Annotated in this window: 19 protein-coding genes; 15 read left to right on the forward strand and 4 right to left on the reverse strand. The window is 72.6% G+C overall.

What is annotated here, in order from left to right:
* The first annotated feature begins 56 nt into the window (after positions 1–56).
* Positions 57–1229 (forward strand): sensor histidine kinase, encoded by a 1173-nt coding sequence (locus ACFUJY_RS05525; protein WP_383294913.1) that lies wholly within the window; start codon positions 57–59, stop codon positions 1227–1229.
* Complete coding sequence (locus ACFUJY_RS05530) at positions 1220–1864, forward strand: response regulator (protein WP_383294916.1); 645 nt, start codon at positions 1220–1222, stop codon at positions 1862–1864. The genes ACFUJY_RS05525 and ACFUJY_RS05530 overlap by 10 nt, the downstream gene beginning before the upstream one ends.
* 4 nt (positions 1865–1868) lie before the next feature.
* On the opposite strand, the gene ACFUJY_RS05535 is transcribed toward ACFUJY_RS05530, so the two are convergent.
* Both ACFUJY_RS05535 and ACFUJY_RS05540 read right to left on the reverse strand, forming a co-directional pair.
* Positions 1869–2270 (reverse strand): Zn-ribbon domain-containing OB-fold protein, encoded by a 402-nt coding sequence (locus ACFUJY_RS05535; RefSeq protein WP_383294918.1) that lies wholly within the window; start codon positions 2268–2270, stop codon positions 1869–1871.
* A 130-nt stretch (positions 2271–2400) separates the two neighbouring features.
* Positions 2401–3153: a TetR family transcriptional regulator gene (locus ACFUJY_RS05540; protein ID WP_383294920.1), complete on the reverse strand. Its 753-nt coding sequence runs from the start codon at positions 3151–3153 to the stop codon at positions 2401–2403.
* Positions 3154–3262: 109 nt separating this feature from the next.
* Here ACFUJY_RS05540 and ACFUJY_RS05545 point away from each other — a divergent pair, with 109 nt between their 5' ends.
* Entirely contained in the window at positions 3263–4048 is a 786-nt protein-coding gene (locus ACFUJY_RS05545) for an electron transfer flavoprotein subunit beta/FixA family protein (RefSeq protein ID WP_164399387.1), read from the forward strand.
* A 49-nt stretch (positions 4049–4097) separates the two neighbouring features.
* A complete protein-coding gene (locus tag ACFUJY_RS05550) occupies positions 4098–5060 on the forward strand; it encodes an electron transfer flavoprotein subunit alpha/FixB family protein (protein ID WP_383294922.1) in 963 nt (320 codons plus the stop codon).
* 74 nt (positions 5061–5134) lie between these two features.
* Here the strand turns inward: ACFUJY_RS05550 and ACFUJY_RS05555 are convergent, their stop codons facing one another.
* Positions 5135–6307, reverse strand: a complete 1173-nt coding sequence (locus ACFUJY_RS05555) for a macrolide family glycosyltransferase (protein WP_383294925.1) — start codon at positions 6305–6307, stop codon at positions 5135–5137.
* A gap of 283 nt (positions 6308–6590) precedes the next feature.
* On the reverse strand, positions 6591–7964 hold the full coding sequence (locus tag ACFUJY_RS05560; RefSeq protein ID WP_383294928.1) for a lipase family protein: 1374 nt from the start codon (positions 7962–7964) through the stop codon (positions 6591–6593).
* Positions 7965–8156: 192 nt separating this feature from the next.
* Here ACFUJY_RS05560 and ACFUJY_RS05565 point away from each other — a divergent pair, with 192 nt between their 5' ends.
* The 11 genes from ACFUJY_RS05565 to ACFUJY_RS05615 all read left to right on the forward strand — a co-directional run bounded on the left by ACFUJY_RS05565 (position 8157) and on the right by ACFUJY_RS05615 (position 22667).
* Entirely contained in the window at positions 8157–8972 is an 816-nt protein-coding gene (locus ACFUJY_RS05565) for an SAM-dependent methyltransferase (RefSeq protein ID WP_383294930.1), read from the forward strand.
* 111 nt (positions 8973–9083) lie between these two features.
* Positions 9084–10127, forward strand: coding sequence for a hypothetical protein (locus ACFUJY_RS05570; RefSeq protein WP_383294933.1), 1044 nt, complete (start codon positions 9084–9086; stop codon positions 10125–10127).
* 53 nt (positions 10128–10180) lie between these two features.
* The gene (locus tag ACFUJY_RS05575) at positions 10181–10624 is read left to right on the forward strand and encodes a helix-turn-helix transcriptional regulator (protein ID WP_383294935.1); all 444 of its coding nucleotides are present in this window, start codon (positions 10181–10183) and stop codon (positions 10622–10624) included.
* Between the two features lie 89 nt (positions 10625–10713).
* Entirely contained in the window at positions 10714–13089 is a 2376-nt protein-coding gene (locus tag ACFUJY_RS05580) for an ATP-binding cassette domain-containing protein (protein ID WP_383294938.1), read from the forward strand.
* A 75-nt stretch (positions 13090–13164) separates the two neighbouring features.
* Positions 13165–14625, forward strand: coding sequence for a hypothetical protein (locus tag ACFUJY_RS05585; RefSeq protein ID WP_383294940.1), 1461 nt, complete (start codon positions 13165–13167; stop codon positions 14623–14625).
* Positions 14626–15051: 426 nt separating this feature from the next.
* Positions 15052–17421, forward strand: a complete 2370-nt coding sequence (locus tag ACFUJY_RS05590) for a nitrate- and nitrite sensing domain-containing protein (RefSeq protein ID WP_383294943.1) — start codon at positions 15052–15054, stop codon at positions 17419–17421.
* A complete protein-coding gene (locus tag ACFUJY_RS05595) occupies positions 17418–17822 on the forward strand; it encodes a roadblock/LC7 domain-containing protein (RefSeq protein WP_383294946.1) in 405 nt (134 codons plus the stop codon). Before ACFUJY_RS05590 ends, ACFUJY_RS05595 begins: the two co-directional genes overlap by 4 nt.
* A 98-nt stretch (positions 17823–17920) precedes the next feature.
* The gene (locus tag ACFUJY_RS05600; protein WP_383295407.1) at positions 17921–19129 is read left to right on the forward strand and encodes an ABC transporter substrate-binding protein; all 1209 of its coding nucleotides are present in this window, start codon (positions 17921–17923) and stop codon (positions 19127–19129) included.
* A 1-nt stretch (position 19130) separates the two neighbouring features.
* Positions 19131–21113, forward strand: a complete 1983-nt coding sequence (locus ACFUJY_RS05605; protein ID WP_383294949.1) for a branched-chain amino acid ABC transporter permease — start codon at positions 19131–19133, stop codon at positions 21111–21113.
* Positions 21110–21928 carry an ABC transporter ATP-binding protein gene (locus ACFUJY_RS05610; protein ID WP_383294952.1) on the forward strand — a complete coding sequence of 273 codons (819 nt, stop codon included), beginning with the start codon at positions 21110–21112 and terminating at the stop codon, positions 21926–21928. The genes ACFUJY_RS05605 and ACFUJY_RS05610 overlap by 4 nt, the downstream gene beginning before the upstream one ends.
* Positions 21929–21938: 10 nt before the next feature.
* On the forward strand, positions 21939–22667 hold the full coding sequence (locus ACFUJY_RS05615; protein WP_383294955.1) for an ABC transporter ATP-binding protein: 729 nt from the start codon (positions 21939–21941) through the stop codon (positions 22665–22667).
* Positions 22668–22676 lie beyond the last annotated feature (9 nt).

A 22676-nucleotide genomic window follows, 5' to 3' on the forward strand; every position in this document is an offset into this window, starting at 1 on the left:
GCCCGACCGGGCCGTCGCACAGGGACCCCGGGCGCGAGGCGGAGGGGCGGGGCAGGGTGCTGGAGGATTCGGCGGGAGTGCCGGGCGCGACCGGCCGCGGCCCGGCGGGGCGGTTGTCCCGGGTGGCGGGGACGCTGCTCGGCTGCGCGACGGCCCTCGCCGGGCTGGGGTACTTCGCGGTGGCCGGGGCGCTCCTGGGGGCGTTCCTGCTGTGGCCCCGCACCCGGGTCCCCGCGCGCCGCCTCCTGGTGGCGGGCGCCAGGAGGCTGGCGGAGGCCGAGCGGTGGCGCCGGTCCGTCTTCTTCGGTGACCGGTTCCCCGCGCACCGCGCCTCCGACCGGCAGGTCCTCCGCTATCTGGCCGGCCGCATCTCCTCGGGGCTGCTGTGCGCGGTGGTGACGGCGCTGCTCGGGTTCGGCCTGGTGCTGGCCGGGCTGCTCGCGGTGGGCGTGGCCCGTTCCACGCTGGGCTGGGGCGAGTTGCCGGCCCAGGTGGCCCTCGGTTCCGTCCTGCTCTTCCTCGACGTGCAGGGGCTGTTCTCACTGGCCGCGCTGGACGCCAGGCTGGCCCGGGAGTGCTTCGGGCCGGATGAGCGGGAGTTGCTGAGGCGGCGCATCGGTGAAATCGCCGCCAGCCGGGCCGCCGTGGTGCGGGCGGTGGACCGGGAGCGGCGGCGCGTCGAGCGCGATCTGCACGACGGGGTGCAGCAGCGGCTGGTCGCGCTGGCGATGCTGCTGGGCCGGGCCCGCCGCGCCCGGGACGCCGAGCGCGCCGACGCGCTGCTGGCGCAGGCGCACCGGGAGGCGGGCGAGGTGCTCGCCGAACTCCGCGAGGTGGCCTGGCGGGTGTATCCGACGGCGCTGGACAGCGTGGGGCTCGGGGAGGCGCTGGGCGGGGTGGCGGAGCGCTGCCCGATCCCGGTCCGGGTGGTGTACGAGGTCTCCGGGGAGCTGCCGTCGCCCGTGCAGACGGCCGCGTACTTCGTGGTGTCCGAGTCGGTGAACAACGCGGCCAAGCACTCCGGCGCCGAGGGCGTCGTGGTGGACGTGGCCCGGCGGGACGGCGTGCTGTCCGTGCGGGTCCGGGACGACGGGTGCGGCGGCGCCGACCCGGAAGGCGGCGGGCTGGCCGGGCTGCGCGGCCGGGTCGCCGCGATCGACGGCATGCTGGACGTCGACAGCCCCGCCGGGGGCCCCACCACCGTGACCGCGGAGCTGCCGTGCGTGTGATTCTCGCCGAGGACTCGATCCTGCTCAGGGAGGGCCTGGTCCGTCTGCTCACCGAGGAGGGCCATGAGGTCCTGGCCGCGGTGGGTGACGCCGAGTCGCTGCTGTCGCAGGTCGCGGCGCACGCGCCGGACGTCGTCGTCACCGACATCCGGATGCCGCCCACGCACAAGGACGAGGGGCTGCGCGCGGCGGTGGAGATCCGGGCGCGGCGGCCGGACGTCGGCGTGCTGGTGCTCTCCCAGTACGTGGAGCGGAACTACGCCGCCCAGCTGCTCGCCGAGAACGCGGAGCGGGTCGGGTATCTGCTCAAGGACCGGGTCGCGCAGGTGGAGGAGTTCCTGGACTCGCTGGAACGCATCCACGCGGGCGGGGCCGTCTTCGACCCGGAGGTCGTGCGGCAGCTGGTCATCCGCAGCACGCACGGTGATCCGCTGTCGCGGCTGACCCCGCGCGAGCACTCCGTCCTGGAGGCGCTGGCGCAGGGCCACACCAACGCGGCCATCGCGCGGAAGCTGCACATCTCGTTGAGTGCCGTCGAGAAGAACCTCAACACCGTCTTCGACAAGCTGGGTCTCGCGCACACCACCGGTTACAACCGGCGCGTCCTCGCCGTGCTGCGCTATCTGGAGGGGTGAGACCTCAGTACCAGCCGGCCGAGCCGGGCGGGTCGCAGAGTTCGAGCACGACCTCGCCGGCCACGGAGGTGCGCCCGCCGAGAGGGCGCACCCGGTCACCGACGTTCACCAGGTGGGGGGCCGCGCCCACGATCCGGCACCGGTAGACGAAGCCTTCGGGGAAGCGGACCAGGGACTCGTTGCGCATCACGCGCGAGTAGCGGTTGACGACGTTGGAGCGGATGACGACGCCGTGGCCGTCGCTGTGCGCGGATTCGAGGTCGCTCGACGCGCAGACGGGGCACAGGAGTTTGCGGAAGGAGGCGGTGTGGCACCAGCGGCACACCTGGTAGACGAGCCCTTCCTGGCTGTGCGCCGCCACGCCCTCGCCGACCCGTGGCCCCACGTCCGTTCCGGTACTGAACACGTTCCGCCTCCCGCGCTCGACTCGGTGCGCCGCACCTCCGGCGACGGCACACCGGCACCGTATGGCACTTAGTTCCAGGAGTAAAGGCACTGAGTGCCGCAAAATGGCGACAGGAGTCGCGCGGTGCCCCTCAGGCGGTGCCGAGCGCGGACTCGATGTGCTGCACCACGCGCCACATCGGGGCGCCCTTGCGCGCGACCATGACGATCACCTCGTCGTCGCCCCCGGAGGAGGACACGGCGGCGGGTTCCGGCTCCGGCGCGGGTGCGGCGGGCCGCGCGTCCGGCCCGCTCCACACCGCGCGCACCAGTTCGAGGGCCCGGTCCACCTCGGCCCCCGCGTCGCCCTCGCCGCCCGAACGCAGCCAGGACCGCAGCCCGTTGTTGTGCGCGGCGACGACCGAGGCGGCGATCACCTCGGCGCGCAGCGCGGCGTCGGGCCCGGCGTCCGGGTCCTCGGCCCAGCGCCGCTCCAGGTAGCCGGCGAGGGTCCTCTCGTAACGGCGCACCACGGACAGTTCGTACGTGCGCAGTCCGGGCACCTCGCGGGTGAGCCGGTAGCGCTGCACGGAGAACTCGGGCTTCTCCGCGTACATGCGCAGCACCAGCCGGGCGCCGTCGCACACCGTGGCGACCGGGTCCGTTCCGTCGGCGTCCGCCAGGAACGCGGTCATGTCCGCGAGGCACCGCTCGTGGTCGGGGAAGACCGCGTCCTCCTTGGAGGGGAAGTAGCGGAAGAAGGACCGCCGCCCCACCCCGGCCCGCGCGACGATGTCGTCCACCGTGGTCCGCTCGAAACCGCGCTCCAGGAAGAGTGCGAAGGCCGCCTCGGCGAGCACGTCACGCATGGGGGGCTTCTTGGCCGGCCGGCGGTCTTCGGTCATGCCGGAAACGTAACACCGAAATCAGCTCGCCGACACTGGGTACCTTTACGCAGGGTACTGAGTGCCATAGAATTCCCGCAGGACACCACCAGGTACAGGGAGAGCCGGCGTGAGCTTGAGGATCGTTGTCTGTGTGAAGTACGTGCCCGACGCGACCGGTGACCGGCATTTCGCCGATGACCTGACGTTGGACCGTGAGGATGTCGACGGTCTGCTGTCGGAGCTGGACGAGTACGCGGTCGAGCAGGCGTTGCAGATCGCGGAGGCGGCTGATGACGCGGAGGTCACCGTGTTGACGGTGGGTCCGGAGGATGCCAAGGACGCGTTGCGCAAGGCGTTGTCGATGGGTGCGGACAAGGCGGTTCACGTCGAGGACGACGATCTGCACGGTACGGACGCGCTCGGTACGTCGCTGGTGCTGGCGAAGGCGGTCGAGGAGACCGGGTACGACCTGGTGATCTCGGGGATGGCGTCGACGGACGGCACGATGGGTGTGGTTCCGGCGCTGCTGGCGGAGCGGCTGGGTGTGCCGCAGGTGACGCTGCTGTCGCAGGTGTCGGTCGAGGGCGGTGTGGTGCGCGGCCGTCGTGACGGGGACAGTGCGTCGGAGGAGCTGGAGGCGTCGCTGCCGGCGGTGGTGTCGGTGACCGACCAGTCCGGTGAGGCGCGTTACCCGTCGTTCAAGGGGATCATGGCGGCGAAGAAGAAGCCGGTGAAGTCCCTGGACCTGGACGACCTGGGTATCGACGCCGAGCAGGTGGGTCTGGCGGGTGCGTGGACCGCGGTCGACTCCGCGACCGAGCGTCCGGCCCGTACCGCGGGCACGATCGTGAAGGACGAGGGCGAGGGCGGCAAGCAGCTGGCCGAGTTCCTGGCCGGCCAGAAGTTCATCTAGCCCGTCGCGTGTGGTCGTTGTCGCTGAAGTGCAGGAGTAGGGAAGTCTGATGGCTGAAGTTCTCGTCTTTGTCGATCATGTGGATGGTGCGGTCCGTAAGCCGACGCTGGAGCTGCTGACGCTCGCGCGGCGGATCGGCGAGCCGGTCGCGGTCGCGGTGGGCGCGGGCGCGTCGGGTACGGCGGGTGTGCTCGGCGAGCACGGCGCGGTCAAGGTCCTGGTGTCCGAGGCCGCCGAGTACGGCGACTACCTCGTCGTGCCGAAGGTGGACGCGCTCCAGGCCGCGTACGCGGCGGTGTCCCCGGCCGCGGTGCTGGTGTCCTCCTCCGCCGAGGGCAAGGAGATCGCGGCGCGGCTCGCGGTGCGGATCGGGTCCGGCATCATCACCGACGCGGTCGACGTCGAGGCCGGCGAGCAGGGTGTGGTGGCGACCCAGTCGGTGTTCGCCGCCTCGTTCACCACGAAGTCCCGGATCACGCACGGCACGCCGGTGATCTCGGTGAAGCCGAACTCCGCCCCGGTCGAGCCGGCCGCGGGCGCGGGTGCGGTGGAGGAGCTGGCGGTGGAGTTCTCCGCCGCCGCGACCGGTACGAAGGTGCTCTCGCGTACGCCGCGTGAGTCGACGGGCCGTCCGGAGCTGACCGAGGCCGCGATCGTGGTCTCCGGTGGCCGCGGCGTGAACGGCGCGGAGAACTTCGCGGTCATCGAGGCGCTCGCGGACTCGCTGGGTGCCGCGGTGGGCGCGTCGCGCGCGGCGGTGGACGCGGGCTGGTACCCGCACACCAACCAGGTCGGCCAGACCGGCAAGTCCGTCTCCCCGCAGCTGTACATCGCCTCCGGCATCTCCGGCGCGATCCAGCACCGGGCCGGGATGCAGACCTCGAAGACGATCGTCGCGGTCAACAAGGACGCCGAGGCCCCGATCTTCGACCTCGTGGACTACGGCGTCGTCGGCGACCTCTTCGACGTCGTCCCCCAGCTCACCGAGGAGATCAACACCCGCAAGGGCTGATACCCCCTCGGCTGTCGCGCCCGGCCGGGGCGGTGAGTGCGGACGAACCGCTCACCGCCCCGGCCGGGCCCGTTTCAGCCGAGCAGTTCCTCCACCAGGTCGGCGGCCCGCCGGGTGCCGCCCTCCGCCCGGGCGTCCGCGCGCAGCCGCGCCGACCGCCGGGCCACCTCCGGGTCGCCGACCAGTGCGGTGAGCGCTTCGCGCAGGGCCTCCGGGGTGGCGTCGTCGGTGTCGACGCGGCGGGCGACGCCCAGCTCCACGAGCCTGTCGGCGTTCATGAACTGGTCGACGCCCTGCGGCACGGCGATCATCGGCACCCCGCTGTACAGGCCCTCGGAACTGCCGCCCATCCCGGCGTGCGTGACGAAGGCGTCCGCCTGCCGGAGGATGGCCAGTTGGGGCACCCACCGGTGCACCTCGACGTTGCCGGGTACGGTGCCCAGCTCCGCCAGGTCCGTCTGCTTGCCGACCTGGAGCACCACGTGCCAGCCGGGCAGGTCGCCGTAGGCCGCCAGGCAGTTGCGGTAGAACTCCGGGCGGTTGGTGTACGCCGAGCCCAGCGAGATCAGGAGCACCTTCTCGGCCCCGGCGGGCCGGGTCCAGGTCTCCTCGCCGCGCCCGGCGAAGCACGGCCCGACGAACGTGACGGTGTCCATGTCCACGTCGTCCGCGTGCGGCTGCATCGCCCGGGGAATCAGGGCGAGCGTGTTGCCGGGACGCCCGGTGAAGTCCTCCATGTCCAGCGTGGTCGCGCCGTTCCCGGCCAGCCACTCGGTGAACCTGGCCCGGTACGCGTCGGCCCCGGGCAGCGCCCACAGCTGGGCCGCCACGTCCTCGGCGTAACTCCGCCAGCCGACGAAGGTCGGGTAGAGCTGCATCAGGCGGCGGTTCTGGGACTCGGCCAGCACCCGGGCCGGGTAGGCGCCGATGTCGTACAGGTAGAGGTCGGCCGGGTCCTCGTCGTAGACGGCGCGCAGCTGCGGCAGGGCCTGGACGGCGTCGTCCAGGAAGAGGCCCATGGCGGCGATCGGGTCGTCGGGCCAGTGGTGGTCACCGACCGGGAGCACGGAGCCGTACGGCACGAAGGTGGCGCCGGTGGCCTCGATGCGCTCGGCCATCACGGGGTCGTTGGCGTAGGTGACGCGGTGGCCGCGGGCGACCAGTTCGCGGATGATCTCGATGCTCGGCAGCACATGGCTCACGGCGGGGATGCCGACCATGGCGATGTGGGCACGGCGACGTGACATGAGGAATCAACTCGTTTCAGTTCTGCGGCGGAAGTGGATACGGCAGACCGCCGCGTCGCCACCCTGGCGTCGGCCGGGCGGTGGGCGCGGGTGCGCGGTGTGCCGGACGGGGCCGGGAGCGTGCCCCCCCCGCCGCGTCAGCCGTAGAGCTGGACGATGTTCATTCGGCGACCCTAACCGCCGCCCGGTCCGCGCGCACGCGCTTTCCGGGCGGCGGCCCGTCCACCTGCGGTGCACGGGAAAGCCCGCCCCGGGTGGACCGGGGCGGGCGGGGACTGCGGGGTCAGGGCTGGATCGGCATCGACCAGCAGTTGGAGACGGACCGCTTGCCGGCGAGGCGGTCGGTCATCCAGGAGATGGCGTCGCCCTGGTCGGTGATGAGCGGGACCATGTGGTTGGTGAGGATCTTGTCGCCGAGGTTGGGCAGGATGACGGCGTCGTAGGTGACGTCGGCGCCCTTGCGGCACCAGTCGACGGCGAGCTGACGTGCCTGGGCGTGCGGCACGATGTCGTCCTGGGTGCCGGTCGCCACCCGCACCGGGCCGGACGGCTTGAGGGTGCCGATGCGCTGCTTGTCGAGCGCGGCCCGCGCCTTGGGCTCGGCGGCGATGATCTCGCCGAGGGACTTGCCGGTGGTGGTCCACTTGGTGCTCTTCGCGAAGCCGTAGCCGAGTATCGCGTCGCCGACGCACATGGTCGAGGCGTCCTTCAGCGCGGCCCGCCCGGCGTCGTTGATGTTGGCCTCCACGACGTCCCGCAGGTCGGCGTCGGCCTGCGCGAAGCCGTTGATCGACCAGGCGAGGGCGCCGGCCAGGGCGCTGCCGTCGATGCCCTTCATGGTCGCGGTCAGGTCGGCGGGCGGGGCCCCGGCGTACGTACCGGCGAGCTGGATCTCGGGGGCGTACGAGGGCTGGAGCTCGGCGGCCGACGCGCTGGCCCCGCCGCCCTGGCTGTAGCCGTACAGGCCCGTCCGCGAGTCGGGCGTGAGCGAGGTGGCGGGCAGCTGGTGGGCGGCGCGCACCGCGTCGAGCAGCGCGTGGCCCTCGTCCACCCGGTTGACGTAGGTGTGGAGGCGGTCGGTGGTGCCCAGGCCCACGTAGTCGGTGACGACGACGGCGACACCGGCGGACAGCAACCGGTAGACGGACAGGGTCTCGTAGCCGATCGACACGGTCTCCGTGGTGGCGGTCAGCGGGTGCTGGAGGGCCAGCGAGGGGGCGCACTGGTCGCCCTGGCCCATGGTGCCCGAGGCCACCGCGACGAGCGGGCGGGCGCCGCCGCCCTTCCAGGCGGCCGAGGGTTCGATGTAGGCGCCGGTCACCGCGGCCGGCTGCCCGTTGGAGTCGGTCGTCCGGTACATGAGGCGGGTTGCGGTGCCCGGCATCGGGCGGCCGTCCAGGCCGGGCAGGCTCAGAGCGAGCGGCAGGGGCTCGGTCCGGATCAGTGCCCCGTTGGCGGCGGGCAGTTGGGCGGGCGGGGTGTAGAAGGCGGGGATGGTCACGCCCCGGGACACGACGGGCTCGGTGCCGTCCGTGGCGGACGCGGGCGCGGCGTACGCGGCCACGCAGGCCGCCGCGGTCACGGCGACGGCCGCGGCGCGCAGGGGACGGACGCGGCGTGGGGGAAGGGTGGAACGCGAACGGTCCTTGCGGCTCAAGGCTCACTCCTCGCTCTGCTCCGGAAGTACGGGTGAGCGCAAGCTAACAGCAGGGCTTACCGGTGGTAACCCATCAGTAAGTTACGCATTGGTAACTGTCATCGGCGGCTGAACTCTCCCTGCTCGGCGCCCAAGTTGCTTAAGGTGGGCCCGAGCTGATCATCCGCAGCCTCCCGCACCCTGGAGTTGGCCATGTCCCGACCGGAGAACGACCCCACCGCCCCGCTCATCGACACCAGCAAGCCGCATCCCGCGCGGATGTACGACTGGTTCCTGGGCGGCAAGGACAACTACCCGGTCGACGAGGCCATGGGCCGTCAGATGCTGGCCGTGGAACCGAACGTCCCGGTGATGGCGAAGATCAACCGCGCCTTCATGCACCGTGCCACCCGATGGCTGTCCACCCAGGGCGTCCGCCAGTTCCTCGACATCGGCACCGGGATACCCACCGAGCCGAACCTGCACCAGGTGGCCCAGACGGCCGCCCCCGAGACCCGGGTCGTCTACTGCGACAACGACCCGATCGTGCTGGCCCACGCGGAGGCGCTGCTCAAGGGCACGCCCGAGGGCGTCATCGACTACGTCCAGGCGGACGCGCGGAACGTCGACACCATCCTCGAACACGCGGGCAAGACCCTGGACTTCGGCAAGCCCGTCGCACTGTCGATGATCGCGCTGCTCCACTTCGTGAGCGACGAGGACGGCGCGTACGAGCTGGTGAGCCGGCTGACCGACGTCCTCGCGCCCGGCAGCTACATGGTCATCTCGCAGATCACCGCCGACTTCCACCCGGAGGAGGCGCGCCAGGTGGACGAGATGTACAAGGCCAACACCCTGACGCTGGCGCCGCGCAGCCGCGACCAGTTCGCCGCGTTCTTCGACGGGCTGGAGATCGTGGAGCCGGGCATCGTCGCCGCCGAGGCCTGGCACCCGGAGCTCGGCGAGCCGGTCCCCGGCACGGGCGAGGTCGTCACCCCCGGGTACGTCGCGGTCGGCCGCAAGCCGTAGCGCCCGGGCCTCATCCGCAGCGGCCCGGTTGACACGTGGGTGTCACCGGGCTGTGTGATGATGCACGGAAAATCGGACCGGCGGGCAGGCCGGAAGGGGCGGGAGCGCGACGTGGGCAACGGCGGGTCATCCATACCGGACGAGGAGTGGGAACGCTTCCTGCGGGAGGCCGAGGCCGGGACCCCCGGCGCCCCCGAGGAACCGTCCGCCCGGGCCCGGATGGTGGCCCAGCGGCTGCGCGAGGACAGCGCCCCTCCCCCGGTGTGGCGCAGCCATCAGCCGCCCCGGCGGCGCGGCCGGGTCTGGTACGTGGTGGGCCTGGTGGTCGTCGTCGCGCTGCTCGTCGTGGCGCTGGTCCCGGGCCGGGCGGCCGGCTGGCTCGGCTTCCCCGGCGGGGGCGACTCCGCGGCGGCGCCCGGACAGCCCACGCTGGACGCCCCGTTCAAGGGCTCACCGGCCGAGCACTGGGCCGCCGGGACGGCCGGGATCACGATGCCCTCCGCACGGGCGACCGGGTGGATGAGCGAGAAGCAGGTGTCCGACGCGCTCGACAGCAGCCTCGCCTTCCTCTCCGACGCCGGCCTCGATCCGGCGGTGCTGCGCGGGGAACGGCCGGTGAAGGCGATCGCGGCGCTCAACCCGAAGCAGGCCGACGTCAAGGAGTACCTGGCGAACGCCTTCGACACCCCGACCCGGAAGAACGACCCGCTGCTGCTGTTCAGCCGCTTCGACCCCTCGTACGCGCGCCTGGCCGGTGACGTGATCAAGACGCGCGGCCGGATCACCTACCGGGAGGGCGAGCGGGGCGCGGTCGAGGTCACCGCCGACGTCACCTTCGTCTACCCCCTCGTGCGGGCCTCCGGGGACGGCGACGAGGTCGCCCGGACGATCGCCCGCCGGGAGATCGTGATGAGCTGGGACGACCCGGAGAAGGTCGTCATCGCGCCGGGGACCTTCTCGCTGAAGTCGTACCGGCTGGACTCCGCCAACGGGGGCTGCGACAACACCACCGGCTACTTCGTCCCCGAGTTCGGCAAGGAGCCGGGGCCCTCGGACGACGGCAAGAGGATCGACCCGTACGAGCGGGGCACGTCGATGGACGAGCGGATGGGGGACCGCGACGCCTCGGACTGCGACACCGCGACCCGCACCTGACCGGGGGGCGCGATACCCGGGCGGCGCGCGCCCCCACGACGTACGCTTCGGGCGTGACGAGCAAACCCGACGCGGCGCACGGCCTGCGCGACCTCGCGCGGCTGCGCCGGGTCCGCGACCGGATCGACCGCGAGTACGCCCAGCCGCTGAACGTCGAGGCGCTGGCGCGCGGCGCGCACATGTCGGCGGGCCACCTCAGCCGCGAGTTCCGCAGGGCGTACGGGGAGTCCCCGTACGGCTACCTCATGACCCGGCGCATCGAGCGCGCGATGACGCTGTTGCGCCGGGGCGACATGAGCGTCACCGAGGTGTGCTTCGCGGTCGGCTGCTCCTCGCTCGGCACGTTCAGCACGCGCTTCACGGAGCTGGTCGGGATGCCGCCGAGCGTCTACCGGCAGGAGGCGGCGCAGGCGACCGCGGGGATGCCGTCCTGCGTCGCGAAGCAGGTGACGCGGCCGGTCAGGAATCGAGAAGCCCCGCTGCCGGGGACACCGTAGCGTGAGGCGGTGTACGGGGAAGGGCCGCCGGTGAGGACGGGCGGCGACGACGGGGCCGTGCGGCGGCTCCGCCAATCCAGGGAGACACGATGAGCAGGGCCACGGGTACGCGACCGCACGCCGCCGACAGCCACGATCTGATCCGTGTGCACGGGGCACGCGTGAACAACCTCAAGGACGTCAGCATCGAGATCCCCAAGCGCCGGCTGACGGTGTTCACGGGCGTCTCCGGGTCCGGCAAGAGCTCGCTGGTGTTCAACACCATCGCCGCCGAGTCGCAGCGGCTGATCAACGAGACGTACAGCGCCTTCGTCCAGGGCTTCATGCCCACCCTGGCCCGGCCGGAGGTGGACGTCCTGGAAGGGCTGACCACCGCGATCATCGTGGACCAGCAGCGGATGGGCGGCGACACCCGCTCGACCGTGGGCACGGCGACCGACGCCAACGCCATGCTGCGCATCCTCTTCAGCCGCCTCGGCACCCCGCACATCGGCCCGCCCAGCGCGTACTCCTTCAACACCGCGTCCGTGAAGGCGAGCGGGGCGATCACCGTCGAGCGCGGCAACAAGGAGACCGTGAAGGCGACCTTCAACCGGACCGGCGGCATGTGCACCGAGTGCGAGGGCCGGGGCACCGTCTCGGACATCGACCTCACCCAGCTCTACGACGACTCCAAGTCGCTGGCCGAGGGCGCGTTCACGATCCCCGGCTGGAAGTCCGACAGCTTCTGGACCGTCCGGGTCTACGCCGAGTCCGGCCTCCTCGACCCGGACAAGCCGATCGCGAAGTACACCGAGAAGGAGATGCAGGACTTCCTGTACCGGGAGCCCACCAAGGTCAAGGTGGAGGGCGTCAACCTCACGTACGAGGGTCTGATCCCCAAGATCCAGAAGTCGTTCCTGTCCAAGGACAAGGACTCGCTCCAGCCGCACATCCGGGCTTTCGTGGAGCGCGCGGTCACCTTCACCACCTGCCCGGCCTGCGAGGGCACCCGGCTCAGCGAGGGCGCCAGGTCGTCGAAGATCGCGGGCATCAGCATCGCGGACGCCTGCGCGATGCAGACCAGCGACCTGGCGGCCTGGATTCGCGGCCTGGACGAGCCCTCGGTGGCGCCGCTGCTCACCGCGCTCGGGCAGACCCTCGACTCGTTCGTGGAGATCGGCCTCGGTTACCTGGCGCTCGACCGCCCCGCCGGCACGCTGTCCGGCGGTGAGGCGCAGCGCGTCAAGATGATCCGCCACCTCGGCTCCTCGCTGACCGACACCACGTACGTGTTCGACGAGCCGACCGCCGGGCTGCACCCGCACGACATCCAGCGGATGAACAACCTGCTGCTGCGCCTGCGCGACAAGGGCAACACCGTGCTGGTGGTGGAGCACAAGCCGGAGACGATCGCGGTCGCCGACCACGTCGTGGACCTCGGTCCCGGCGCCGGTGCGGCCGGCGGCACCGTCTGCTTCGAGGGCACCGTCGAGGGGCTGCGCGCCTCGGACACCGTCACCGGGCGCCACTTCGACGACCGGGCCGCGCTCAAGGACTCCGTCCGCGAGCCCACCGGCGCGCTGGAGGTGCGGGGCGCCTCGGCGAACAACCTGCGCGGCGTCGACGTGGACATCCCGCTCGGCGTGCTGACCGTCGTCACGGGCGTCGCCGGGTCCGGGAAGAGCTCGCTGATCCACGGCTCGGTGGCCGGGCGGGACGGTGTGGTCACGGTCGACCAGAGCGCGATCCGCGGTTCGCGGCGCAGCAACCCGGCCACGTACACCGGGCTGCTCGACCCGGTCCGCAAGGCGTTCGCCAAGGCCAACGGCGTGAAGCCGGGCCTGTTCAGCGCCAACTCGGAGGGCGCGTGCCCGACGTGCAACGGCGCGGGCGTGGTCTTCACGGACCTGGCGATGATGGCGGGGGTCGCCACGGTCTGCGAGGAGTGCGAGGGGAAGCGGTTCCAGGCGTCGGTGCTCGAATACCGGCTGGGCGGACGGGACATCAGCGAGGTGCTGGCGATGTCGGTCGCGGAGGCCGAGGAGTTCTTCGGCGCCGGTGACGCGCACACGCCGGCCGCGCACCGCGTCCTCGAACGGCTGGTGGACGTCGGGCTCGGATACCTCGGCCTCGGCCAGCCGCTCACCACGCTCTCCGGCGGTGAGCGGCAGCGGCTGAAGCTCGCCACGCACATGGGCGAGAAGGGCGGGGTGTACGTGCTGGACGAGCCGACCACCGGGCTGCACCTCGCGGACGTGGAGCAGTTGCTCGGGCTGCTCGACCGGCTGGTGGACTCCGGCAAGTCGGTGGTCGTCATCGAGCACCACCAAGCGGTGATGGCGCACGCCGACTGGATCATCGACCTGGGCCCCGGCGCCGGCCACGACGGCGGCACGCTGGTCTTCGAGGGCACCCCGGCCGACCTGGTCGCGGCGCGCTCCACCCTCACGGGCGAGCACCTGGCGCAGTACGTGGGCGCCTGAGCGTCCTCGTCGCGCGCCCCCGGCCCGTGGTGGCCGGGGGCGCGCGGACATGGGCTCCTCCCTAGGATGCGGGCCATGACCGACCGTGTGCTCGAACTGCTCCGCAGCCGTCCCGACCTGGCGGAACTCGCCGCCTTCCCCTTCGACTTCGACGTCGAGCGGGCCTCCCACGTCGAGCCGGTGCACCTGGCGTCCGGGAGGGAGCTGGAGCCGGTCGCGGGGGACGACACCGGGGGCACGTACTTCCTGAGCGGCGGTACGGCGGTGCTGTACGCCTCGTCCGAGGGCGAGGCGGTCCTGATCGCCGACAGCGTCTCCGAGGCGCTGGAGATGCTGGTGCGGCTGCCCGGTTGGTGCGAGGGGCTGACCGCCGAGCTGGACGAGGAGGGGCTGCGGGCCGCCGTGCGCGCCGCGGACGCCGAGGCGCGCGAGGAGTTCGCCCCCGATCTGGACGCCCGGCGCGCCGCGCTGATCGAGGGTCTGGGGCTGCCCGAACGGCCGCTTACCGAGCTCTTCGCCCTGGCGGAGTCCGCCGCCCGGCGCACCGAGCCGGACCATCTGCTCCTGAACTCCGCGGAGCTGTGCGCCTACCGGCTGGACGAGGAGTACCGGATGTGCCTGCGGGACGTGGTCCTCGGGCCCGGTCGCGCGGCGCTGCGGCTGCTGCGGTCGGGGGATGCCGGGGCGCGGGAGGCGGTGGACGCCGATCCAGTGCTGCGGGCGGGGGTGGTGCGGGCGGCGTGGGAGGACCGGCGCGACGGTGACCTGCCCGTGCTGCGCCGGCTGCTGGAGCGGGAGGACGCGGAGCGCGGTGAGTGGCACGAGGAGCGTCTGGTGGCGGCGGCGCTGGTGGCGGCTCATGGGCGGGACGAGGACGTGGCGCTCCTGCGGTCCGCCACGTCGGGTCTGGTCACCGATGCCGCGTCGGCCGTGGCGTGGGCGCGTGGCGAGCGGGGGAAGGGCCCGGACGCGTTCACCTGGGTGGAGCTGGCGCGCCGTCAGGGGCTTCGCGCGCACGCCCGGGTGGCGCTGATCCGGATGCTGGACGACACGGGTCCCGACGCGGCCCGGCTGCGGGCGCTGAGCCGGGCCCTGGAGCGGCTGGGCGAGTACGGGCAGGCGGCCCGCGCCCAGTCCGGCCTGCTCTCCCTCCAGGACACGGACCGGGACCGTGCGGCGGAGGCGTACGTGCTGGCCCGGATCGAGCGCGGCAAGGGTGATCTCCGGGCCGCCGCACGGGCGTTGGGGTGGGCGCGTGAGGCGGTGGGGATGGAAGGCGAGGGTGGCCGGGGGCGCGGTTCCGGCGCGCCGGACGCCACGGTCGAGCAGTGGCACCGACGCGGTCTCGGCCGGCTCGTCGCGGAGCAGCACCTCGAACTGGTGCTCGCGGCCGTCGAGTCGGGCGACGCGGAGCTGGCGCGCACGGTGATGGGGCACGCCCGGCTGGTGCTGGGACGGATCGCCAAGGGGTCGGCCAAGGCGCTCGCCCCGCTGTCCGCGCGGGCACGGTGGGCGGTAGCGGCGCTTGACGGGTGATCAGGTCAAGGCGGCGTGCCGTGGAGGTCATGTGCCTTTTCAGGATGTCCTGTTCACTGTGGTGTGGGGGTGGTGACGAACCGTCGCCTTCGCTAATCGGACGCGACTTCCCCTGACTTCACACACCGGTGCGGGGCCTGTCGAGGCGCGCACAACGGGGCCAATCAGGCGCCGGGCACCCACACTTGACCGATTCCGACCGGATTCGCACATCTAACTGAACGCAAATTTTCGAGGCTGCACGCATCCGGCGTTGTGCACTAGGCATAGGATCAAGCCGCGCAATGCGAGCCCCACCCACCCCACCCGTCCCATCCGTAACTGTGCACACGATGTACGAGCGTTCCTACCGACACCCCACAACCCGTTAACAGGTATCTGCGTGTCACCGATACTCAAGCCCGGCTCCGCCGACGGAGCCGCGCAGTGAAAATCAATCGCCGCCTCGTCCTGCTGGTCACGGCTCCCCTCGCCGTCGCGGTCACGTTCTCGGCCCTGGCCCTCGCACCCGCCACCAACCAGGCACTCCAGGCGAACCGGCTGGCCGACATGGTCGACGTCGCCGCCGGCGCGGCCGACTTAACTCACCAGTTGCAGCGTGAGCGAGCGGCCGCCACCGCGCTGGTCTCGGACCAGGGGGACTCGTCCGCCTTCCAGGCCAGTTCCGACGCGACCGACAAGAGCATCACCGCCTTCAAGAGCCGCACCGGCGGACTCTCCGAGGTGCCCGGAAGCGCCCGGGAGGCCCTGGTCCGGATCGACCGCTTCATCGACGAACTCCCCGCCCTGCGCGCCCAGGTGCGCTCGGGCAGCACCACCATCTCCGCGCTCGCCTTCGGCTACCGGATCGTGATCGCGGACCTCAACGGCTACCGCGACGGCATCGCGCAGGCCGACGGTGTCGACGCCGACATCGCCGACCGCATCCGCGCGGCCGCGGCGCTGTCCGCGGCCGCCGAGCACACCGCGCAGGAGCAGATCACCGTCATGAGGGCGCAGGCCGCGGGTGGTTTCACCGCGGCGTCCCAGCGCACCTTCGACGCCAGCCGGCTCGGCTACACCGAGTCGACGAGTGCGATGTTCAGCCTCGGCCCGAGCGAGTGGCGGACCTGGCTGGAGCGCACCCTCTCCGGCCCCAAGGCCCTGGAGTCCCGCAAGCTGGAGGACCGGATCGGGCGCACGGACACCAGCAAGCCGATCGGTGTCACGCCCAAGGAGTGGCAGAAGGCGTCCGACGACCGGCAGACGCTGCTGCACGAGGTGGAGGACCGGATCGACGAGTCCGTCGCCGCCACCGTCGACGCGGAGCGCACCAGGCTGCTGTGGACCGCCGGGGGCGAGATCACCCTCGTGCTGCTGACCCTGGTCGGTGTCGTCCTCGTCGCCGTCCGCCTGGGCCGGGTCATGATCCGCCGCCTGCGCGACCTGCGCAACGCCGCACACGAGGTGGCCCACACCCGGCTGCCCGCCGTCATGAGCGAGCTGTCCCAGCCCGGCGCGCTGAGCGGTGCCACCCCCGAGCAGGTCGCCGAACGCACCGGCAACCCCGTCACCACCACCAGCGGCGACGAGATCGGTGAGGTCGGCGAGGCGTTCAACGCCGTCCACCACGAGGCCGTGCGCCTCGCCGCCGAACAGGCCCGGGTGCACGAGCAGTTCGCCGAGACCCTGGTCCGGGTCGCCCGCCGCGGCGCCCAGCTGACCAGCGTCATGGTGTCCGAGCTGGACACGGTGCAGCGCGACGAGGCCGACCCGGAGCGCATGAAGACGCTCTTCGCCCTCGACCACCTCGCGATCCGCATGGAGCGCAACACCAACAACCTGCTGGTGCTGGGCGGTTACGGCAACGCCCGGGTGCGCTCGGCCGACATCGGCTGCTCCACCGTCATCGTGGCGGCGGCCCAGCAGATCGAGCGCTTCGACCGGGTGTCCCTCGGCGCGATCGAGGCGGGCATCGGCATCTCCGCCCGCGCGGTGCACGACGTCGCGCACATGCTGGCGGAGCTCCTCGACAACGCCACCCGCTTCTCCCCGCCCGACGCCCAGGTCGGGGTCGCCGTCTGGCGGCTGTGGGACCGGGCCGTCGTCCAGATCGTGGACGAGGGCGTGGGCATCTCGGCGGACCGCCGTGCCGCGCTCAACGCCGGGCTGCGCGAGCCGAAGGCGGGCATCGGGGACGTGCGGTCCATGGGTCTGCACGTGGTGGCGCGCCTCGCCGCCCGCCACGGCATCGTTGTCGAGCTGCGCGACTCCTCGGGTCCCGGCACCATCGCCGAGGTCACCCTGCCCAAGGACGTGCTGGCCGAGGTGTCCGAGGAACCGGCCCCGCCGACGGAGAACGGCTTCGAGTCGCCCCGTACGGTCGTGACCCGCCGGAAGCCCGACGACGTACGCGGCCGGGTCGGCCGTCCGGTCGGCGCGGGCGTCGGCGCCCGTGCGGGCGCCCCGGCGGCCCCGGGCGCGCGCGAGGAGCACGAGGCCCCGGCCCGGAGGGACGTCGCCGACGCGCCGGCCCCGCATCCCGTGCACGACGAACCGGCCTCGCGCATCGCGGGCGTCAGCGCGTCCGGCCTTCCGGTCCGCAAGCGCACCGCGCCCCAGCAGTGGCCCGCACGGGAGAAGCGGGCCGGTACCGAGCAGCGGTCCGGCGCCGGTGCGCCGCGGCCGACCCCCCGCCGCCGGGACTCCCGGCAGGTCTCCGACGTCCTGGCGGCCTACGCCCAGGGCATCAGCCGGAGCACGAACCCCCGCGGGCGTCCCGCCAGCAACGACGACACCGAACGGACCAAGAAATGACCTCACCCACCGACCTGAGCTGGATCCTGAGCGACTTCGCCGGACGCATTCCGGAGGTCACCCAGGCGATAGCCGTGTCCGTGGACGGACTCGCGCTCGCGTACACCGGCGTGGAGCGCGACGACGCCGACCGGCTGGCCGCCATCGCCTCCGGCGTCGTGAACCTGCTGTCCGCGGCCGCCCAGCTGACCGACACCGACCCGGTGGAGCACAGTCTCACCGCGATGGAGGGCGGCTACATGTTCTCCATGGCCGTCTCCAGCGGTGCCTCGCTCCTGGTCATGACCACCAGGGACGCGGACATCGGCGAGGTCAGCTACATGATGTCCGAGCTGATCAACCAGGTCGGTGACTCGCTGTCCCCCCAGGTCCGCACCCCGCACAACTCCCCCACGCACTGAACCCGGCCGTTCCCCCCACGGCCGCAGCGACCCGTCCGCGGAGCCGACTCCGCGGTCGGGTCACACCGTTGCCCGATACTCCCCCGATGAGAGCACTCATGTTCTTCGACATACCCCGCCGCACCCGCCACCGCAGATTCGTCCGGCCCGTCGGTGCCGCCGCCCTCGCCCTCGGCCTGGCCGCCGTCACCGGTTGCAGCAGCGACAGCGGCTCCGGCGACGAGACCGTCAAGGTCGGCCTGGTCGCGTCGCTTTCCGGCACCTACAAGCCGGTCGGCACCGATCTGCGCAACGGCTTCGAGCTGTATCTGAAGACGCACGACAACAAGCTGGGCGGGCGCAAGGTCGAGCTCATCGTCGCCGACGAGGGCGACGGCCCGCCGACCGCCGTCCCGGCCGCCACCAAGCTGGTCAAGAAGGACAAGGTCGACGTGCTGACCGGCCTGGTCAGCGGTGGCTCGGTCAACGCGGTGCTGCCGCTGGTCAGCCAGGCGAAGATCCCCTTCCTCGGCTCCAACGCCCGTCCCGAGGTCAAGGACCCCGAGTACGTGTGGACGACGAGCTTCATGTCCGACGAGCCGGGCAAGGCCATCGCCCCGTACGTCAAGGAGAAGGTGGACGGCCCGGTCTACGCGATCGGACCGGACTACCAGGGCGGTTACGACGAACTGCGCGGGTTCACCGACGAGTTCAAGCGCGTCGGCGGCAAGCTGGCCAACCCGGACGGCAAGACCAAGTGGACGCCGTTCCCGAAGACGACCAACTTCATGCCGTACTTCGCGGAGATCGCCAAGACCGACGCCAAGGCGGTCTACTGCTTCTACGCCGGCAAGGCGGCGATCGACTTCGCGAAGCAGTACGCGCAGTCCGACGTCGCCGACCTGCCGCTGTACACCGCCTTCGTCACCGAGGGCAGCGTGCTCCAGGCCGAGGGCCAGGCCGCCAAGGACATCTACTCCGTCCTGAACTACGCGCCGGACCTCGACAACGCGGCCAACCGCAAGTTCGCCGCCGACTGGACCGCCGAGCACGACACCCAGCCGACCACCTACGCCATGTCGTCGTACGACGCGGCCGCCGTGCTCGACAAGGCGATCGCGGACGCCGCGAAGAAGGGTGACGTGACCCCGGAGACGATCAACAAGGCCATCGCGAACCTGGGCCAGATCGACAGCCCGCGCGGCAACTGGGAGTTCAGCAAGAAGGCGCACGCGCCGGTGCAGACGTGGTACCTGCGCCAGGTGCGTCCGGACGGCAACCAGCTGTCCAACGTCATGGTCCAGGACCTGGCCACGCTCGGCGGCTGACATGGATCTGCTCGATGCCCACCTCGTGCCGGCGGTGGACGGCGTGGCCTACGGGCTGCTGCTGTTCGTGGTCGCCGCCGGCCTGAGTCTCGCGTTCGGCACGGCCGGCGTACTCAACCTCTCGCACGGCATGCTGTACGCGATCGGCGCCTACACCGGCGCCGAGCTGAGCGACGGAACATGGGGCGGCCTCGTCCTCGGGCTCGCGGCCGGAACGGCGGCCGCGGCCCTCGCCGGGGCGGGGCTCTCCGCCGCCACGGTTCCGCTCGCCCGGCGTGGGCATCTGGCCCAGGCCCTGCTGACGTTCGGGATCGCCCTCGTCGGCGGGGACCTGCTGATCCAGCTCTTCGGGGCGGACGAGCTGCCGGTGCGCGTCCCCGGCGCGCTCGACTCCTCGGTCCACCTGCTGGGCCACCGCTACCCCGCCTACCGGCTCTGCTTCATCGCCATGGCCGTCGTCCTGGCGGCCTTCGGTACGTGGGTGCTCACCCGGACCCGGGTGGGCGCGGCGGTACGCGCCTCGGCGGACGACCCCCAGATGCTCGCCGCCACCGGCCACAACCCCCGCGCCGTGCACACCGGTGTGCTCGCGGCGGCGGGCGCGCTGGCCGGTGCGGCGGGCGTGCTCGGGGCGCCGATCATCGGCCCCGGGCCCGGCACCTCCGAGAACGTGCTGATGCTGTCCCTGGTGGTCGTCGTCCTCGGCGGGCTGCGCTCGCTGTGGGCGACGTTCGCCGCGGCGGTCGCCGTGGGCGAGGTCCAGACCCTGGGCGTCTCGGTGCTCCCGGACCTGGCGCCCTACCTGCTGTTCGCCGCGATGGCGGCGGTGCTGGTGTTCCGCTCCCGGTTCACGGAGCCGGAGGCGCACGAGGAGCGGGGCCCGTCCACCGACCCGGTCTCCCGGCTGCGCCGGCTCCTCGCCGCCCGGTGGGAGAACCGGCCGCGCAAGGCAGCGGCGCCCGCTCCGGCGGCCCCCGGGCGGCTCGCCTCCTGGCTGCACGCGGCCGGGTGGCGGCAGGCCGTCCCGCTGCTCGTCCTGCTCGCCGTCCTCTTCGCGCTCCCGGGGATGCTCGACTCGTACAGCATCTCGCTCGCCGGGTCCGCCCTGGCGCTCGGGCTGCTCGCGGTGAGCGTCACCGTCCTGACCGGGTACGCCGGTCTGCCCACGCTCGGGCAGACCGCCCCGTTCGCCGTCGGCGCGTACGCCACCGCCAACCTGGCCGACGCCGGGTGGACGGTGGGCCCGGTCCAGATCGTCCTGTCGGCGCTCGCGGCCGCCGTGTTCTCGGCGGTGACCGGACCCGCGGTCATCCGGGCCCGCGGCACCACCGTGCTGATGATCACGCTGGCCGTCGGCGAGCTGACGAGTGCGGTGATCAACCAGGTCAAGTCCGTCACCGGCGGCGCCGACGGGCTGGTCGGCTTCCCGGCCACCCAGGCGCTGTGGGGCGGCGAGGGCATGACCGAGGAGCGCGAGCTGTACGTGTACGCGGCGGTCGTCGCGGTCGTCGCGGTCGCCCTCACCCTGCTGGTGCTGCGCTCCCCGGCCGGCAAGCTGCTCACCGGGACCCGGGGCGCCGAGGCGCGGATGCGGGCGTCCGGGCACCCCGTGGGGCGCTATCTCCTGGTGGCCCACATCTGCGCCGGCGCGCTGGCCGGGGTGGGCGGCTCGCTGATGGTCACCGTGCAGCAGTACCTCTCCCCCGCCGACGTCGGCTTCGAGATCGCCGCGTTCGCGCTGCTCGCGGTCGTCATCGGCGGTACGACGTCGGTCATCGGTGCCCTCCTCGGCGCCGGGCTGATCGTGTTCACCCGGGACTGGGTCGCCGGCTCCTGGCCCGGCCACGGGCCGCTGCTGCTCGGGGCGCTGTTCATCGCCGCCGTGTACCTGCTGCCGCGCGGGCTGGCCGGTCTGCGCCTCTTCGTCGGCCGCCCCGCACCCGCCGCGTCCACCGTGTCCCCCGCCGGGAAGGTCTCCCCATGACGCCCGAAGCCGTAGAGCCGGTCCCCGTGCTGGACCTCGACCACCTCACCCGCAGGTACGGCAGCCTCACCGCCGTGGACGACGTCGCGCTGCGGCTGCCCCCGGGCGCCCGGCACGCCGTGATCGGTCCCAACGGCGCCGGCAAGACGACCCTGCTCAACCTCATCGCCGGCACCGACCGGCCCGACCGGGGCACGATCGCGCTGAACGGTGCGGACGTCACCCGGGCGTCCACCGCGAAGCGCAGCCGGCTGGGCATCGCGCGCAGCTTCCAGCAGCCGTCCGTCATCGGCGAGCTGACGGTGCTGGACAACATCGTGCTGGCGGGCTGGGCGCACCACCCGAAGCGCCGGGGCGCCTGGCGCAGCCCGTCCCGCTACCGGCTGCACACCGAATCGGCGGGGCGGCACCTGGAGACCGTGGGGCTCGCGCACCTGGCGCACCGGCCGGCCTCCGAGCTCTCGCACGGGCAGCGCCGCATGCTGGACCTGGCCGCGGCCCTGGCGGGCGATCCGCGCCTGCTGCTCCTGGACGAGCCGGCGGCCGGGCTGACCGACGGCGACATCGGCCGGCTGCTCGACATCCTCGGGGCGCTGCCCGAGAGCGTGGCGGTCGTGCTGGTCGAGCACCACGTCGAGGTCGTCGCCCAGGTCGCCACGTCGGTGACCGTACTGGCGGCCGGCCGGGTGCTGGTGACCGGGCCGACCGGGGAGGCGCTCGCCCACCCGGAGGTCCGCGACGCGTACCAGAACACGGCGCCGGTGTCCGGTGAGGCGCCGGAACTCGTCACCGGCAGCACCGAAGCGAGAGGATGACCGACCCCCGATGCTCGAACTCACGGGCCTGACCGCGGGCTACCACGGCGGCACGGTCCTCCACGGCCTCGACCTCTCCGTGCCCGCCGGCACGGTGCACGCCGTCGTCGGCCACAACGGCGCGGGCAAGACGACGCTCGTCCACACCGTCGCCGGTCTGATGCGCCCGGACGCGGGCACCGTACGGCTGGCCGGCCGGGACCTGACGGGTCAGCCGGCGCACCGGATGGCCCGCGCCGGGATCGGTCTGGTGCCGCAGGGGCGCCGGGTCTTCGCGAACCTCAGCGTCGCCGAGCACCTGCGCCTCTCGCACCGTCCGCCGCGCCGGGGCGACGCCTCGCGGCCGAGTGTGTGGACGCCCGAGCGGGTCCTGGATCTGCTGCCCAGGCTGGGCGAGCGCCGGGGCAACCGGGGCACGGACCTGTCGGGCGGGGAGCAGCAGATGCTGGCCCTGGCCCGGGCGCTGCTCGGTTCGCCGAGCGTGCTGCTGCTGGACGAGCCGACGGAGGGCCTGGCCCCGGCCCTGGTCCGTCAGGTGCACGAGCTGGTGACGACGCTGGCCGCCGAGGGCATCGCCGTGCTCCTGGTGTCGCCGAGTCCGGCGACGGCGGCCGGGTGCGCGGACACGCTCACGGTCCTGACGTCGGGGCGGGTGGCGCTGCGCCTGGACGGGGCGCAGGCGCGTAAGGACCCGACGGCCCTGCACGAGGCGCTGGAGCTGGCGCCCACGGGCGTCTGACCGACGACG

The organism is Streptomyces sp. NPDC057249, assembly GCF_042669245.1.
Lineage (GTDB): Bacteria > Actinomycetota > Actinomycetes > Streptomycetales > Streptomycetaceae > Streptomyces.